Origin of the sequence: Hymenobacter aquaticus (assembly GCF_004765605.1) — a bacterium.
Classification (GTDB): domain Bacteria; phylum Bacteroidota; class Bacteroidia; order Cytophagales; family Hymenobacteraceae; genus Hymenobacter; species Hymenobacter aquaticus.
Genome location: NZ_SRLC01000001.1, coordinates 3129015 through 3144400, shown reverse-complemented (window position 1 = coordinate 3144400; position 15386 = coordinate 3129015). Strand labels below are relative to the sequence as shown.

The 15386-nt window shown below is 60.6% G+C and carries 9 protein-coding genes; 4 read left to right on the top strand and 5 right to left on the bottom strand.

Annotated elements, in window-relative coordinates; all coding sequences use genetic code 11:
• Nucleotides 1-360: 360 nt before the first annotated feature.
• The 5 genes from E5K00_RS12905 to E5K00_RS12885 form a co-directional block, all read right to left on the bottom strand.
• Complete coding sequence (locus E5K00_RS12905) at nucleotides 361-1638, bottom strand: M16 family metallopeptidase (protein ID WP_135463622.1); 1278 nt, start codon at nucleotides 1636-1638, stop codon at nucleotides 361-363.
• Between the two features lie 9 nt (nucleotides 1639-1647).
• Nucleotides 1648-2844: a type IX secretion system outer membrane channel protein PorV gene (gene porV, locus E5K00_RS12900; protein WP_135463621.1), complete on the bottom strand. Its 1197-nt coding sequence runs from the start codon at nucleotides 2842-2844 to the stop codon at nucleotides 1648-1650.
• A gap of 54 nt (nucleotides 2845-2898) precedes the next feature.
• Nucleotides 2899-6891, bottom strand: a complete 3993-nt coding sequence (gene porU, locus E5K00_RS12895) for a type IX secretion system sortase PorU (RefSeq protein ID WP_135463620.1) — start codon at nucleotides 6889-6891, stop codon at nucleotides 2899-2901.
• Nucleotides 6892-7027: 136 nt separating this feature from the next.
• Nucleotides 7028-7714, bottom strand: a complete 687-nt coding sequence (locus tag E5K00_RS12890) for a CDP-alcohol phosphatidyltransferase family protein (protein WP_135463619.1) — start codon at nucleotides 7712-7714, stop codon at nucleotides 7028-7030.
• Between the two features lie 23 nt (nucleotides 7715-7737).
• Complete coding sequence (locus E5K00_RS12885; protein ID WP_135463618.1) at nucleotides 7738-8373, bottom strand: MBL fold metallo-hydrolase; 636 nt, start codon at nucleotides 8371-8373, stop codon at nucleotides 7738-7740.
• 130 nt (nucleotides 8374-8503) lie between these two features.
• Here E5K00_RS12885 and E5K00_RS12880 point away from each other — a divergent pair, with 130 nt between their 5' ends.
• The 4 genes from E5K00_RS12880 (at nucleotide 8504) to E5K00_RS12865 (ending at nucleotide 15337) form a co-directional block, all read left to right on the top strand.
• Entirely contained in the window at nucleotides 8504-9598 is a 1095-nt protein-coding gene (locus tag E5K00_RS12880) for an NAD(P)/FAD-dependent oxidoreductase (RefSeq protein WP_135463617.1), read from the top strand.
• A 22-nt stretch (nucleotides 9599-9620) separates the two neighbouring features.
• Nucleotides 9621-12842: a PD40 domain-containing protein gene (locus E5K00_RS12875; protein WP_135463616.1), complete on the top strand. Its 3222-nt coding sequence runs from the start codon at nucleotides 9621-9623 to the stop codon at nucleotides 12840-12842.
• 139 nt (nucleotides 12843-12981) lie between these two features.
• Nucleotides 12982-14502 (top strand): T9SS type A sorting domain-containing protein, encoded by a 1521-nt coding sequence (locus tag E5K00_RS12870; protein ID WP_135463615.1) that lies wholly within the window; start codon nucleotides 12982-12984, stop codon nucleotides 14500-14502.
• Nucleotides 14503-14668: 166 nt separating this feature from the next.
• Nucleotides 14669-15337: a heme exporter protein CcmB gene (locus E5K00_RS12865; RefSeq protein WP_262710090.1), complete on the top strand. Its 669-nt coding sequence runs from the start codon at nucleotides 14669-14671 to the stop codon at nucleotides 15335-15337.
• Nucleotides 15338-15386: the final 49 nt, after the last annotated feature.

Below are 15386 nucleotides of genomic sequence, written 5' to 3'. Positions count from 1 at the left end.
GAACAGAGCAGTTAAGCCCCGTAGCGCCTATGGTACTGCCTTCACCGGCGGGAGAGTCGGTCGCCGCCAACCTTTTCCAGCTCTGCCCCCCGCGACTTCGTGCTGCGGGGGGCAGTCGCGTTTTACACCCAACCCTCCCCAGCCACCCGGATCCGGCTGGCGCCTCATACCGACGTTTTGGCTACAGAGGCGTTAGATTAGCAGCCATGATATGAGTATCATAGGCTAATTAAGATCTTCTACAAAAGCTGGGTAGTATGGTACTCCTAATTCCTATCATATCTAACATAGAGAATACTAAAGAGCCTCTTATTATGCGAACAAGAGGCTCTTTAGTATTCTCTATGTTAGATAATTCATTTATGGACCAGCTATTACTTCGGTCATAGCTTCTGGGGAAAGGTAGTTTTGAGCCAACTGTTGTAAGTCTTGGCTCGATACCTGGTTGATTTGCTCTATGAAGTCAGCATAGTATGTGGCCGGTAAGTGCAGCAGAACTATGTTCTTGTATTTGTCGCACTGCTCGAACACGGTGCTTAGTTCATTCGCAAATTTACCCGTCATGTAGTTTTTCACCGTTTGAAGCTCTTCTGCCGGGATGATTTCATTTTGTAGGATTAACAACTCCTTGTAAATCTCCTGAACTGCTACAGTGGTGGAAGCCGCGTTTACATCTGTACCGATTACAAAATTATTGGCGTGTTCACGTGACCCTATACTAGCATAAATGCCATAGGTGAAGCCTTTATCCTCACGAATATTCTTCATTAATCGGGATCCGAAATAGCCGCCCAGCACTTTGACTAAAACTTGTAGCTTATGCGCATCAGGGTGGTTTAGGTTGGGCCAAGTGCGCCCGATACGCAAGGAGGATTGCATGGCCTCAGGCACCTGGGTGTAGTCCTTGGTTGGCTGCGGTAGTGCAATTGCCGAAGCATGCACTATCGTATCAGATGTGGGCAATGTGTCGGGGTGACCTAAAGTCTGCTCAATGAGTTGAATCTGAGCTGGACTTACGTCGCCGCAGAGGAAAAGCTCAGCTGCGGGCAGGCGGTAGGTAGCACGGTGAAAAGCTTGGATAGCAACGGCAGTAACTGATTCCACTTCCTGTTCGTCGAACATGCGGCCGTAAGGATAATGGGCACCGTAAAGTGCAGCCGAGAAGCGTTCGGAGGCCAGGTAGCTCGTTTTTTGCCGCTCGACCCGGACGTTCTGAATAGTGCGGGCTTTCAGTTGGGCCAATTCCGTGTCCGGAAAGGTCGGATTGGTGACGACATCCGCTACCAGGGGCAGAAGCTTGTCGAGGTAGCGGGCGAGGCAGTACAGGGTTAGAGTGGCTTGGTCGAAGCCTTGCTCGCATTCGAGGGAAGCTCCATAGAAGGCCACCTCATCGGCTATTTGGCGGGCCGTACGCGTGCTGGTGCCCTCGAGTAGCATACGCGCTGTGAGCAGGGAAACACCCGACTGCGTTTCATACCACTTGCCTGCGGGAAAGACCAGCTGCAGGCGGATGACGGGTTGGGTAGTGTTTTGAATGACGTGTAAACGGGCGCCGTTGGGGAGCGAAAACACGTCAGCCGCTGGTAGCGTTACGCTAGCCAGCGGCTGAATGGAAGGAGCGACTTGACGGTCGAGCATGAAAGCAGATTAATTGACAGGAGTGGAACCGTCGCCGGGTCCGAAAGCGTCCTCAGACTTATTGAAGTTAAAGTGCAAGGATACGCGAATAGTTTGGGCTAACGGGTTGGCCCGCGAGTTGGGAACCAAATAGGTGCCATCAACTCCGAACACTTGGTAGCGCACGCCGATACCGAAGCTGAGGTATTGACGGTCGCCCTTGACCGGATTTTCGTAGAAATAGCCTACGCGGGCAGCCAGCAGGTCGTTGTACCAATATTCGAGACCGGCGGAAATATTAATTTCCTTGAGCTCCTCGCTGAAGCCACCTGGGGCATCGGTGAAGGAACCCACGATACCACTAACGACGCCTTTGGCGCGAATATCGGCATTCTTGGCTTTGATGGTTTTGCCGAAGCCGGTGGTGTCGCCCTCCATATAATAAGGAGTGGGAACCAGCAGCTTGCTACCATCAATGGTGAAGGTGATTTTATTGTAGGCGTCCAACTCGCGCGTGATGGCCGTGCCCAACTTGAACGTAGTAGGCAGAAAATCGGCCTGCAACGCGTTGGTATAAGTCATCTTGTTGCCAATGTTGGAGATGGTGGCACCAAGCGCCAGGTTGTAGTCGCCGGGGCCGATGGAGAGGTCCTTGGTGTAGTAGGCGCCCAAGTCGACAGCGGCGGCGTTGCCCGGCCTGTTACCACTTTCCCCACCGGTGAGGTTGGAGCGAATGTAACGAGCTGTGATACCCACCCCGAAGTTGTCGGTCAGTTTCTGTCCGTAGGAAATGCCAACCGCATATTCCTTGGGGTTTACCGTGGGGCCGGGGCGGTTGTTGATGTCGCGGTACTCAATCTTGCCCAGGTCGAAATACATCAGCGAAGCGGCAATAGCCGAGCGTTGGCCGATTTTGGAGAAGCCCGACAGGTAGGCCAGCCCCATGTCGTCGGTTACGTTGCGCAACCAGGGCGAGTACGAAGGGGAAGCGCCGTATTTGCTGGTCAGGAAACCCAGCTTACCCGCGTTGTGGTAGGTAGAGTTGGCGTCCGGCGAAATGGCTACTCCTGCTTCTCCCAAGGCGGCCGAGCGTGCATCGGGGCTGAGTGTGAGAATAGGTACGGCCGTGGTGATGGTGTTGGGGTTACTCTGAGCCTGAGCGGCGGCAGCAATACCCAGCAAGCCGGGCAGGAGCGCTAAGCGCAGAGGCAGCTTCAACAATGTCATAAAAAGGAGCGAAGAAGAGCGAAAAGGAAACAAAAATGCGGAGGAAGCGGGGGCTTAGTTAAGAATAACCAATTTCTCGAACTTCGAGGCCGTGGCATTGTCGCGCTGGGAGCGGACGCTGATCCGGTAGACGTAAACGCCCCGGGCAAGTTGGTCTTCGTACTCGTCGCGGCCATTCCAGATCAAACCGGTTTGGTTGGGCCCCACGTGCGGACCGCTACCCAGCACGGTAGTGCGCAACGTGCGAACCAGGCGGCCGGAAACGGTGAAAATCTGCACCTGCACATCGAGGTCGTCGGTCGTGCGGTTGTGGTCGAACTGGAAAGTGGTGGTAGTGGAGAATGGGTTAGGATAGTTCAACACGTGTTCCAGCGCCAGTTTTTCCGTGTTGGCGGCAATGAACTCAATGTCCTGCTGGGTTGAGTTGTTGAACGTGTCCCAGGCCTTGAGCCGCAGCACGTGCGGGCCGGTAGCCAAGTCCTTGAACAGGTATTTTACCTTGCCCGACCGGTAGCTGTCCACGTCGGCGGAGTAAAAATCGTTGAGCACCGTCAGCTTGGTGGGGTCATTGTCGAGCGTCGCCGTGATTTCGTGGCCGATGCCCGAGCCGGCGGTGTTGATGCCGTTGTCGTCGGAGAGGTGGGCCAGCAGGGTGGTGGTAGTACCCGTGACGCCCCCGAACACGAAGGATTCCCGGTCCATGAACAGGCGCACCAAGGGCGGAATCGTATCCAGGGAGGTGTTTTTGGCGGCCCCACCCACCAGGTTTTTGCGGTAGCCGTGGGCATCCATTGCCCGCACCGAGTCTTTGGCGTACAGCTGGATTTTGCCCAGACCCACGTTGTAGTTGATATCCTTGGGGACTACGAAGCTCAAGTGGAACCGGCCGTTGCGCACGGTAGCCTGCCCGTCGTAGATGATGTTTTCCTGGATGGTAACGGGTAGCACGATGTCATCGAACTCGTTTTTCAGGGTGTAAACCACCGTCGGCTTTTCGTACACCGTCACGTGAGCCTGCCCCGAAAAATCCTTGTTGATGGTGGCGCCCGACTTCACCAGGCCGGAAAGCCTGATGGTGGCCAGCGCCTGCAAGGTGTCGGTAGCAGCAGCGGTGATAAACTTGCCGTTGATGGAATCAAGGACTGCCTCCTGTTCCGGGTAAGACAAGTGCGCCGTTGGGTCGCCGAGCAGCACGAAGTTGCGGTTGGCGCTGGCGCTGACGCTGTTATTCTTCGCGTAGGTTACTGCTTCACCCAGCCGGGGCAGGTGCCCGTTGAATGGGGCAAAAACTACGTCGTAAAAATTCCGCGTCAGCATGGCACTTAAGTGCGCGAAAGCCAGGCGAGTAGTCGTCAGCAGACCGGCCGCGCCGCCTTCGATGTCGGTGAGCACCAGTTCGCCGCCCGAGTCTTCCTCCGGGTTGTCGTAGGTGCTGAAGTCGCAGGTGCCCGTGACCATGAAGGTCAGCCGGTTGCGGTTGCGCAGGTTCAGTACCGACTGCTTGGTAAGAATCTGCTCGTCGGCCCAGCCTTTGGGGCCGCCGTGGCCGCTGTAATTCACAATCAGCGAGCCTTGCTCGATAGATTCGTCGAGGGCCTTGTTGCAGTCCGGGGAGCGTTGGCCCCCGGAGGCAATGGTCTGCTGGTACAGGTCGAGGTAAACTTTGTGGACGTTGTACTCGGGGAAACGGGCCGAAATCGTGTCGGACTGTGGGTTGGCCGTCTCACTGATGTGAATCGAGCCGTTGCCGTCATCGGCCACGAAGGTGATACGGTTGCGCCATTTGCCGTAGCTTATCGGGGCGTCGTAGCGGATCAGCTTGTCAACGACCAGGGCGGCCTGCGCCGTCGAGCGGGGCTGGTCGCGGGGCGTGCGAATAGGCAAACGGCCAATAGCAATGTCAATGAGTTCATTGCTGCGGCTTTCGTCCCATTCGCCTTCGTTATCGTCCAGCAGCCCGAAGTAGTCGTCGGAGCAGAACGTAACGCCCTTGCCGGCCGGGGAGGAGCTTCCCCGCTCGTAGGTAAGGGCGAACGACTCGCGCGACTCGTAGGTCGGCACAAAGTTCTGCGCAATCTTGTCCGCGTTCTGGGGGGAGCGATTGAGCCACCAATCAGGGACTAATTTGAGGTCGTTGGTTGGGTCCGATTTGTAATCGTAAGAAGCATCGCCGAACAGCAGCAGGTAGTTGAGCTTACCGCTTGTGTTGCGGTCATACACCATTTTCATCATGTCGCGGATAGCCGTGACATCCTGCCCACCCGAGCTGAATTCGTTGTATACCTCCGTTGTCGTTACTACCTCAACTTTCAGCTTGTCGTGGGTGCGGCGGTAGGCGGCCAGCCGGTCGGCTTCAGCTTTGAAGGGCGGGTAGGTGACGATAACCAGATCCAAGTTGCCATCCAGGTTGAGGCGGGCGTGCAGGTTCTGGTTGGCCAGGCGGCGGCTAAACAAGCGCGGGGGTACCTCAAAGCTGCTTCCGGTGAAAGCCACAAACTCCCGAACGCTGTCAGTAGGGGCCACGAAGTTGCCGCTGCTGTTGAGAGCCAGGGGGCGGGGGTGGCGCGGGTTCGTTACTTCCCAGACCTGGGTGCCGGCCGGCGCGCCGAGCAGAAACTCGCTGAGGGCCGCGCCCGGCACAGAGTTAAACTGGAGCATATTCCCCCCGTTCATGCGCAGGCGCCGGGGCGCATTCACTTCCAGGTAATCCAGGTAGCCCTGGCCCGAAGGGTCGGCGGAGCTGGCGAAGGAAAGGCGGACGCGCACCTCCGCCGAAGGCGAGGCGGGAATTGGGTACGTAAAAGTCTGGAGGTCGGAGTTGGCCACTTCCGGATACCACTCCGGCGTATTGCTGTAGCCCCTTACGGTCTGCCCCGTGCCCAGCGCCGTGCCGTTGAGGCTCAGCTGGAAGCGGGTGCTGGTGCCGTAGATGGAAGCGCCTACCACCTGCGACGTGAGCTGCAGGGTGCCGCCGGGCACCATATCGGGCACGGTTAGGGTAATGTCGCGGGAGGTGGTGTTGTTCGTGAATCCTTCCCCCAGCCACTGCCGCCCCGATTTGGCGATGTTAATCAGCTCCTGCTCGTGGAAGGTGCGCTCCAGAAACTCGGAAACCGTAGCCGTGGGCGTACCGGCTACGGTGCGGGGGGCACCGACCCGCAGCCCGGGCGTAGCACCCACCGTGACGAAATAATAAGCCGTATCGGTGTATACGTTCAGGTTGTGCCGGAAGCGGGGCTTGGTCGTGCCGGGTTCCAGCTCCCAGGTGTGCGGCCCCCGGGCGTAGAAAAGCACGTAGTCGCCGTCGTCGAATTTGCTGTCGTTTTCGCCGGCCACGAAAATGGCGTTTTCGGCCAGGTCGTCGGGGCGGTAGGCGCTGTTGGCCTGGGGCAGGGTCCCCATGGCATTGCCATAGATTTTGAGGCGGCGCGGGTCGCGGCCGGTCATGTCGATGCCCAGTGCCTCCAACGCTTTCTTATCCAGCTTATATAGGCCGCTGGCCGCTACGCCCATCCTATACCACTCGCCCTGGCTCAGGACGGAGGAAGAGGCATACTTGCGGCTGGAGCGGCGGGCGGGCCGGCTTTGGGTGGTGCTCAGGGAATAGGCGTACTCAAAGGAAACCAGCTTTTCGGCCTGCCCCGAAACAGGGCTGCGCCGCACGGCTTGCACCAGCGCAAACGTAACCGGCTGGCGCTTTTCAACACCCGTGGTCAGGCTGGCGTCGGCGGAAGCGGGTAGGCTGGTGGCGTCAAACAGGCGGGCGTCGGCGGCGGAGAAGGGCTCGTAGACGGCGTTGCGCACCGTGCCCTGGCTTACTTCGCCCGGCAGGCGCAGCTGATAGTTAGGGTTCTGCTCGCCGTTCCGAAAGACGGCCCCGCCGAAAGTAGGCACCCGCCGTAGCTGACCGATTTTGTTGGAGGCCTGCACGTAGTCCTTCCACACCAGCCGGGCGCGTACTACCTGTTCGGTGCCCTGCGCCTTGCCCGGCGCGGCTACGCCCAGGGTCAGCCCCCATAAAACAACCAGGAAAGTAAAGTAGCGCATAGAAGTTTGACCAGGGCAATAGGTAGATAGGAGGGAAGATGAGCCTGCAACACGCTCAGTACAAAAGCGGTTCACGCCCACGCTGGCTACTTAACTACCAAAAGATCTAAATATTGTAAGCCTTCCATCCAAAATATCAGCCGTATGCCGGCCGCACCACCGACAGGCCCACGTAGAGCAGCACAATGAGCGGAATAGCCGTAGCGCCCAACCCCACCAGCAAAGCCACGGCCAGCAGCAGAAAAATGAACCGCAGGGAGTTATCCTGCCAGGTCAGGTTCTTGAACTTGAGCGCAAACAAGGGAATTTCGGCCACCAGCAGGCCCGAGAGCAGCGCGGTGAGCCCCAGCAGCACCCAGGGATTCAGAATCAGGTCGGTGAGGCCGAACGTGTCGTGGGCCAGAATGAGCGGTAGGGAAGCCACGACCAGCGTGCAGGCCGGAGTCGGCAGGCCGATGAAGGAGGTATTCTGCCGGGTGTCGTTGTTGAACTTGGCCAGCCGCAAGGCCGAAAATACCGTCACAATGAAGCCGGCGTAGGGCAGCCACTCGGGCAGGCCGCCGCCGCGCTGGAGCAGGTGAAACAGGATGGCCCCGGGCACCACGCCAAACGACACCATGTCGGCCAGGGAGTCGAGGTCTTTACCGATGGGGGAGGAGGCGTGCAGGGCGCGGGCCAGCAGGCCGTCGGCAAAGTCGAAGGCGGCGGCCAGGCCCACCAGGTAGGCGGCCGTTTCGAGGTGGCCGGCAAAGATGTTGCACAGGGCCAGGCACCCGGCAAACAGATTCAGACAGGTAACGGCGTTGGGAAGGTGGTTCTTCATGCAGGGGAAAAGGACAAACGAACTTAGCGCAAAAACGGATTGGACTGTCGCTCAGCGCCAATGGTGGTAGCCGGGCCGTGGCCGGGGTATACCGTGACGGTATCGGGCAGCGTCAGGAGCTGGGTGCGGATACTGTCGATGAGGGTGTTGTAGTCGCCGCCGGGCAAGTCGGTGCGCCCGATGCTGCCCTGAAACAGCACGTCGCCGCCGATAACCGTTGCGGTAGGGGCGTGGTAGAACACGACGTGGCCGGGCGCGTGGCCGGGGGCAAAGCGCACTTCCAGCTCAGTGGTGCCAAACGTGACGGGCGTACCGGGCGTCAGGAAGCCGGTGGGCTCGGCGGGGCTGTACTGGGCAAAGCCGTAGCTGGGCGCGTACGTCGGCACGGCCCGCAGCGTGGCCAGGTCGGCCTCGTGAATCAGGAACGGTACGTCGTAGGTGTCCAGAATAAACTTATTGCCGAACACGTGGTCGATGTGGCAGTGCGTGTTCAGCAGCAGCACCACCCGCAGGCCCTGGGCTTCGATGAAGGCGCGCAGGGCCTGCTGCTCGGCCTTGTCGTAGCAGCCCGGGTCGACGACCACGCACTGGCCCGTGGCATCGTGCAGCAGGTAAGTATTTTCGGAAAAAGCGTTGAAGGTAAAACCAGAGACGGTCATAAAGCTTACAGGATAAATCTGCCGCCGGAGCGGAAGGATTGGGGAGGTAAGTTACGAGTCTTACCGCGAACATGCACAGCCGCGGCCCTTCCGGCGCCGCTACTCTGGTTTTCATCTTACCTTGCCGGCTATGAGTGCTTACGATTACCTGATTATCGGCCACGGCATTGCGGGGGCCGCCATGGCCCACGAACTGCGCCGCCGCGGCAACGCCGTGCTGGTGCTCGATGCCGACAAGCCGGACTCGGCTTCCAACGTGGCCGCCGGGCTGATGAACCCCGTGGCCGGGCAGCGCTTCGCCCTTACCTGGCGGGCTGATGAGCTGATGACGGCCGCCCGTGCGTTCTACCGCGGCCTGGAGGCGCATTTCGGCCAGCGGTTCTTTTTCGAGGTGCCCATTCTGAAGCTGCTCTCGTCGGTGGCCGAGCAAAATGCCCTGCTGGCCCGTAGCGCCGACAATCCGTGGCAGGATTTTGTGGAAAGCATCGACCTCGCGCCCGCGCCCCAGCCCAGTTTGCGCCAGGATTTCGGGGGCGTAAACATCCGGCGCGGCGGCTACGTGGCCCTGCGTGAGGTGCTGGCCGCCCTGGCCGAAGAAGGCCTGCAAAATGGCTGGCTGCGGCGCGAAACTTTTGCCCCGGATCAACTTGTTGTCGATGCCAGCGGCGTTGTGTACGCGGGAGAAGTGCGCGCCAAGCATATTATCTTCTGCGAAGGCAGCGCAGCCACTCAAAATCCGTACTTTAACTGGCTGCCGCTGCGGCCCAACCAGGGCGAGGTGCTCGACGTGGAGTGCCCCGGCCTGTCGGAAGCGCAGGTGCTCAACAAGGGTGCCTACGTAGTGCCGCTGGGGCAGGCGCGGTTTCGGGTGGGTGCCACGTACCGGCGGCCCCCGTTTGCCGATTCGATTACCGAGCAGGCCCGGCAGGAGCTTAGTCAGAAGCTGGCGGGCATGACGGACCAGCCGTTTTCGGTGGTGGGCCAGCGGATGGGAATCCGGCCGGCCGTGCAAGACCGAAAACCGCTGGTCGGCGTGCATCCGGCCTGGCCGGTTGTGAGTATATGCAATGGCTTCGGCTCCAAAGGGGTGATGATTGCTCCGCGGCTGGCCGCCCATTTTGCCGACGTGCTGGAAGGCACAACGGAATTATGGCCCGAAGTCAATATCCGGCGGTATTCCGCGTTATATGTAGCTAGCCTTTCCGAGGCTGGCCTTTCTTCTTGATTTCTCGCTTTTCGCCTGCTCTATGAAGCACTTATCCTTACTCGTGGCGTTATCGGCAGCCGTGGTGCTGTCGGCAGCTGACGCCGCCCGGGCCCAGACGGCGCAGGAGCCGTTTGGGCGGGTCCGTATTCAGTATAAGGACTTCGACTGGCAGCAGCTCAGCACCCAGAACTTCAACATCTATTATTACGCCGGCGGCGAAGTAGCGGCCCGGCGGGCGGCCGAGTACGCCGAAAAGGAGCTGCAGCGCATCACCTCGCTGATCGGCTACTACCCGTATTCCAAAACCACCGTGATGCTCTACAACTCCGTCGGCGACCTGCGGCAGAGCAACGTGGGCCTCGACACGGACAAGTACCAGACCGGCGGCGAAACCGAGCTGCTGCGCATGAGCAAGGTGCAGCTGGCCTTTCAGGGGCAGCAAACTACGTTCAAGCGCGACCTGAGCTACCAGATTACCCGGGTGCTGCTCAACGACATGATGTATGGCGGCTCGCTCAAGGAAGTTATTCAGAGCAGCTACCTGCTGCAGCTGCCCGACTGGTTTGTGACCGGGGCCTCGGCCTACGCCGCCGAGGGCTGGAGCGTAGACATGGACGACTACATGCGCGACATGACCCACAAAGTCGAGTCGAACAGGGCCGCGCCGTTTTTCGTGCGCAACCCCGAGCTGGCCGGCCAGAGCATGTGGAACTACATTGCCGAGCGCTACGGCTACACCACCATTCAGAACATTCTGAACCTGACGCGCATCACGCGCGACGTGGAAGTGGGCATCAGCAGCTCGCTGAACGTGCCTTATAAGGTGTTCCTGAAAGACTGGATTGCGTATTACCGCCAGCTAAACGCCCAGCCCCAGACGCCGTTTGTGCTGCCCGAGGAAGCGCGGCAGCTGGCCAAGAACAACCGCAAGGGCGTGCTCTACACCCAGCCCGTGCTCAGCCCCAACGGGCAGCAGCTGGCCTACGTGTCGAACGAGCGGGGGCGCTACCGGGTGCTGGTCACGAACCGGGACGGCTCGGGCCGCCGCGTGATTCACCGGGGCGGCTACAAAACGCCCGACCAGCAGGTGGAAACCCGCTTGCCGGCTTTGGCCTGGCGGGGCAACGGGCAGGTGGCCGTGGCCGAAATGGCCAAGGGAAACATGAGCCTGCGCCTGCGCCCGGCCGACGGCGGCGCCTCGGGGCTGTTTGCCCGCCTCAAGGAAGGCCTGCCGTTTATCGGCAGCGCCGGCTCCACCATCTTCCGGCCTTATTCCCAGGTGCTCGATTTGAGCTATTCGCCCGACGGCAAGTCGCTGGTGTTTAGCGGGGTGCGCAACGGGCAGAACGACCTGTACCTGCTGCGCGCCGGCAGCCGCACGCCCGAGAAGCTGACCAACGACGTGTTCGACGACGTGCAGCCCGTGTTTCTGCCGGGCGGCGCGGGCATCGTGTTCAGCTCCAACCGCTGGCTCGACTCGGCCGGGACGGCAAAAGGCTCGTTTGGTAACGTCGTCAACAACTACGACCTGTTTCTCTACCACCTTGATGGCCGGGCCCAGCCGGTGGAAAGCCTGGTGAGCACCATTTCGAACGAAGGCCGGCCCCGGGCCATATCCGACGACGAAATCATGTTTCTGGGCGAGGAAAGTGGGGTGCGCAGCATCTACCGCTACTCGCTGAAAACCCGGCAGTACGTGCCGGTCAGCAGCTTTCAGCCCAACCTGGCCAACTTCGACTACAACCCCACCACCGGGGCCCTGGGCTTCGTGGCTTCCGACAAGGCCCGCGACTTCGTGTACTTGTATCCCACGTACGCGCTGCCCGAAAACCTGACGCTCTACAAAACGGCCCGGCAGGAAACCCTGGAAGACCGTTCGCGCGCCCCGCAGCGGCCCGCTCCGCAGCCGGCGAAGTCCGTAGCCGCCGATACCCAGCCCGATACTACCGTACCGGCCAAGGCTCCCGGCAAAAACGACGGGCAGATCAACACTGGTGACTACCAGTTTGAGGAAGACAGCCCTGCCCCGGCACCCCGGCGCAAGCGCGCCGACGTGGCCGCCCTGCCCACGGCCCCGCCCCCCGATGCCCTGGCCGTGGTGGGGCCCGTGAAGTACGACAAGCGCTTCAGCATCGACAACGTGGTGTCGTCGCTGTACGCCGACCCGCTGCTGGGCCTGGGCCTGATCGGGCAGGCCAACATGGCCGACCTGTTTGAGGATCACCGCATCCGGGCCGGTATTTTCGCCCTCACCGACCTGCGCACCAGCAATATCTTCGCCGAGTATACCAACCTGCGCAAGCGCTACGACTGGAGCATCAGCTACCAGAAGCAGGCGTACTTCTTTGATGCGGAAAACCAGCGCCTGCGCTACGGCCGCCACGAGGTGGCGCCCACCATTGCCTACCCGCTCACCCACAACCTGAGCGTGCGGGGCGGCCCGCGCTTCGTGAACGTGAACCGGACCGTTATCAGCAAGTTCAGCACCGAGGACGACGTGGACCGCAACTACATTGGCGGCAGCGGGGAGCTGGTGTTCGACAACGCCATTTCCACGGGCGTCAACATGATAGAAGGCACCCGCATGAAAATCGGGGTGCTCAAGCTCAACGGCATCAACGACGGGGGGCAGAGCTTCGGCAAGGTGTACATCGACCTGCGCCACTATCAGAAGATTCACCGGCAGATTATCTGGGCCAACCGCGCCAGCTTCGGCTCTTTCTTCGGCTCGGCGGCCCAGACGTTTCGCCTGGGCGGCATGGATAACTGGCTGAATGCCCGCTACGAAGATTCGGGCCTGACGCCCGGCGCCACTTCCTTCAGCGACCCGACGCAGGTGTTCTACCAGCAGTTTGTAACCAACCTGCGCGGCTTTGATTACAGCAAGCGCAACGGGCCGCGCTACGTGCTGTTCAACTCGGAGCTGCGGGTGCCCGTCATCCAGTACCTGTCGCGCAAGCCGATTTACTCGGGCTTCTTCCGCAACCTGCAGCTCACGGCCTTTACCGACGCGGGCTCCGCGTACGCCGGCTCGAATCCGTTCAACGAAAACAACTCCTTCAACAAGCGTCTCAAGGGCGGCTTTGGCAATGCCTTCACCGCCACCGTCGTCAACTTCCGCAACCCCCTGCTGATCGGCTACGGCTTTGGTATGCGCACCACGCTGCTGGGCTTCTACGGCAAGGCCGACGTGGCCTGGGGGCAGGAAGACTACGTGCAGAAGGGTCCCAAATTCTACTTCACGCTGGGCTACGACTTCTAAGGAGCCCTGCCGCTGCCTCCACCTCCGTGGAAGACAGGAAAAGAGCCAGCCGGGCAACCGGCTGGCTCTTTTCCTGTCTTTAGTCCTATCTTCCTTGCCGGTTGTCTAGTCTGAGCCGGTTCTTTTACGTTGTCCCGACATGAAAAAACTCTTACTTCTTCTCGCCTTGAGCCTGGGTAGCTGGCTGCCCACGCAGGCGCAGTACCGCACGCCCGGCACCGGTGTCCGCTGGAATCTGGCGCAGCTGCTGGCCGCCTCGGGCGGCTACGTAACGGCGGACGGCAGTACGTTTCAAATCAACGACACCATCCGGCTGTCGGCCCGCGACACGCTCGACATTCGCGGCAACGCCACCATCAAAATGGCTTCGCTGGCGTTGTTTTACGTGGACGGCGTGCTGCGCATCAACCCCCGCGACTCGGTGAAAGTCACCGCCATGGACCCTACCAAGCCGTTTCACAGCTTCTGGTTTTCGGCTACCAGTGAAGGCTCGGAGCTGCGCAAAACGGTGGTGGAGTACGGCGGCGGCATCAAGGTAGTGGACGCCAGCCTGGTCATGGACAGCTGCGTGGTGCGCTACCAGGTGTCGGCCATTGGCACCAAGGCCACCAACAGCGGGGCCATTAGCCTCTCGGGCGGGATTCCGCGCATCACCAACTGCCGCATCTACGGCAACGCGCGCTCCGGCATCCTGAGCCCGTCGAACCGGCCTACCTCGCCCATTATCCGCAACAACGTGCTGGTAGCCAACAGCACCGAGAATGGCAACTGGCCCCAGATTAATCTGGGCATCGGGGGCGCTACGCCCATCATTATTCAGGGCAACCTAGTGGTGGGCCGCTACCTGATGGCCGGCGGTATCAGCATTTCTAACCTGCTGGGCACCAGCGCCGTGAGTCAGGTGCAGATTCGGCGCAACATCGTGCGCAACAACCGCTACGGCATTGCCATCGTGGGCGGCAACATCACCAGCTACATTACCCAGAACATCGTTTCGGACAACAACATCAACCCCAACGCCCAAACCGGCGGCAGCGGGCTGAACTTCAACGGCACCCAAACCCAGACCGGCGTGGTGTCGCGCAATATCATCCGGGGCAACCTCTACGGCGTAACCCTGCAGCGCTCCAACGCCACCACGCCTGCCCCGCGCGTGAGCTTCGGCGACCTGACCAGCCTGGATACCACCAACGTGGGCCGCAACCTGCTGACGGGCAACGGCAACGGTGGGCAGATATACGACATCTACAACAACACCGCCGAGAGCTTCAAGGCCGAAAACAACGACTGGGGCACCAACTTCGTCACCGAAATTGAAAGCCACATCTACCACCAGCCCGACAATGCCGCCCTGGGCCTGGTCGACTACCTGCCGTTCCGCAACACGGTGCTGGCCGCCCGCCCCGCCCAGGAGGCCCTGACCACGGCCGTGTACCCGAACCCGGCCACCAGCTTTGTGACCTTTGAGCTGGGCGCATCCGCGGCGCCAGCCGAGCTGCGCGTGTTCGACCTGACCGGCCGCGTGGTGGCTACGTACGCGGCCAAACCCGCGCAGGGCCGCCTGACTTTTTCGACCCGCGCCCTGGCCGCCGGCCTCTACACCTACCGCCTGACCCAGGAAAGTACTACCTCGGCCGGGAAGTTTGCCGTGGCCCGGTAAACCCGGATACTCCCCGAAAAAGCCTTCTGCTACCCGGCGGAAGGCTTTTTTGTGGCCGCTAAAGTCAGCTGCCCAGCGGCGCGCAGGCGAATAATGGACTTAGGTGAGGCCTATCCGGAGGTTGGGTTGTATCTTTGCGGCCCTGTTCACCAGCCGCTCTGCCGTGTTGCTCCTCCGCGAGATTTGGTATTTGATTCAGAAGGACTTCCGCCTGGAATGGCGGCAGCGCGCGGCCCTGAGCGGCATGCTGCTCTACGTGGGCAGCACCGTATTTGTGTGCTACCTCAGCTTTGCCCTGCGCGGGGGCGAGCTGCCGGTGCCGGCCTGGAATGCCCTGTTCTGGATTATCCTGCTCTTTACGGCCGTCAATGCCGTGGCCAAGGGCTTCTTGCAGGAAAGCCGGGGGCGGCTGCTGTACTACTACACGCTGGTGCAGCCCCAGGCCGTGATTCTGGCCAAGATTGCCTACAACGCCCTGCTGCTGCTGGGGCTGGCGTTGGCCGGCTTCGGGCTGTATGCCGTGGTGCTGGGCAATCCCGTGCAGAACCTGCCGCTGTTTCTGGCCAACGTGGTGCTGGGCGCCGTCGGGTTTGCCTCCACGCTCACGCTCGTCTCTGGCATTGCGGCCAAGGCCACCAACAGCAGCACGCTGATGGCCGTGCTGGGCTTCCCGCTGATGGTGCCCATGCTGCTGCTGCTGATTAAGGTGTCGAAAAACGCGCTGGACGGGCTCGAATTCGACGCCAGCCGCAGCTCGTTGCTCACCTTGGTGGCCCTGAACCTGATTGTCACCGCCGTGTCGTACCTGCTTTTTCCCTTCCTATGGCGCAGCTAATTCAATATGCCGTGGCCGTGACAAACGGCCGGGCTCGGCTGTTATGCTC

Excerpts from the sequence above, each read along its gene's own strand:
- E5K00_RS12870 (WP_135463615.1), top strand. The coding sequence starts at position 12,982 with ATGAAAAAACTCTTACTTCTTCTCGCCTTGAGCCTGGGTAGCTGGCTG.
- E5K00_RS12905 (WP_135463622.1), bottom strand. The coding sequence starts at position 1,638 with ATGCTCGACCGTCAAGTCGCTCCTTCCATTCAGCCGCTGGCTAGCGTA.
- porV (WP_135463621.1), bottom strand. The coding sequence starts at position 2,844 with ATGACATTGTTGAAGCTGCCTCTGCGCTTAGCGCTCCTGCCCGGCTTG.
- E5K00_RS12890 (WP_135463619.1), bottom strand. The coding sequence starts at position 7,714 with ATGAAGAACCACCTTCCCAACGCCGTTACCTGTCTGAATCTGTTTGCC.
- E5K00_RS12875 (WP_135463616.1), top strand. The coding sequence starts at position 9,621 with ATGAAGCACTTATCCTTACTCGTGGCGTTATCGGCAGCCGTGGTGCTG.
- E5K00_RS12885 (WP_135463618.1), bottom strand. The coding sequence starts at position 8,373 with ATGACCGTCTCTGGTTTTACCTTCAACGCTTTTTCCGAAAATACTTAC.
- porU (WP_135463620.1), bottom strand. The coding sequence starts at position 6,891 with ATGCGCTACTTTACTTTCCTGGTTGTTTTATGGGGGCTGACCCTGGGC.
- E5K00_RS12880 (WP_135463617.1), top strand. The coding sequence starts at position 8,504 with ATGAGTGCTTACGATTACCTGATTATCGGCCACGGCATTGCGGGGGCC.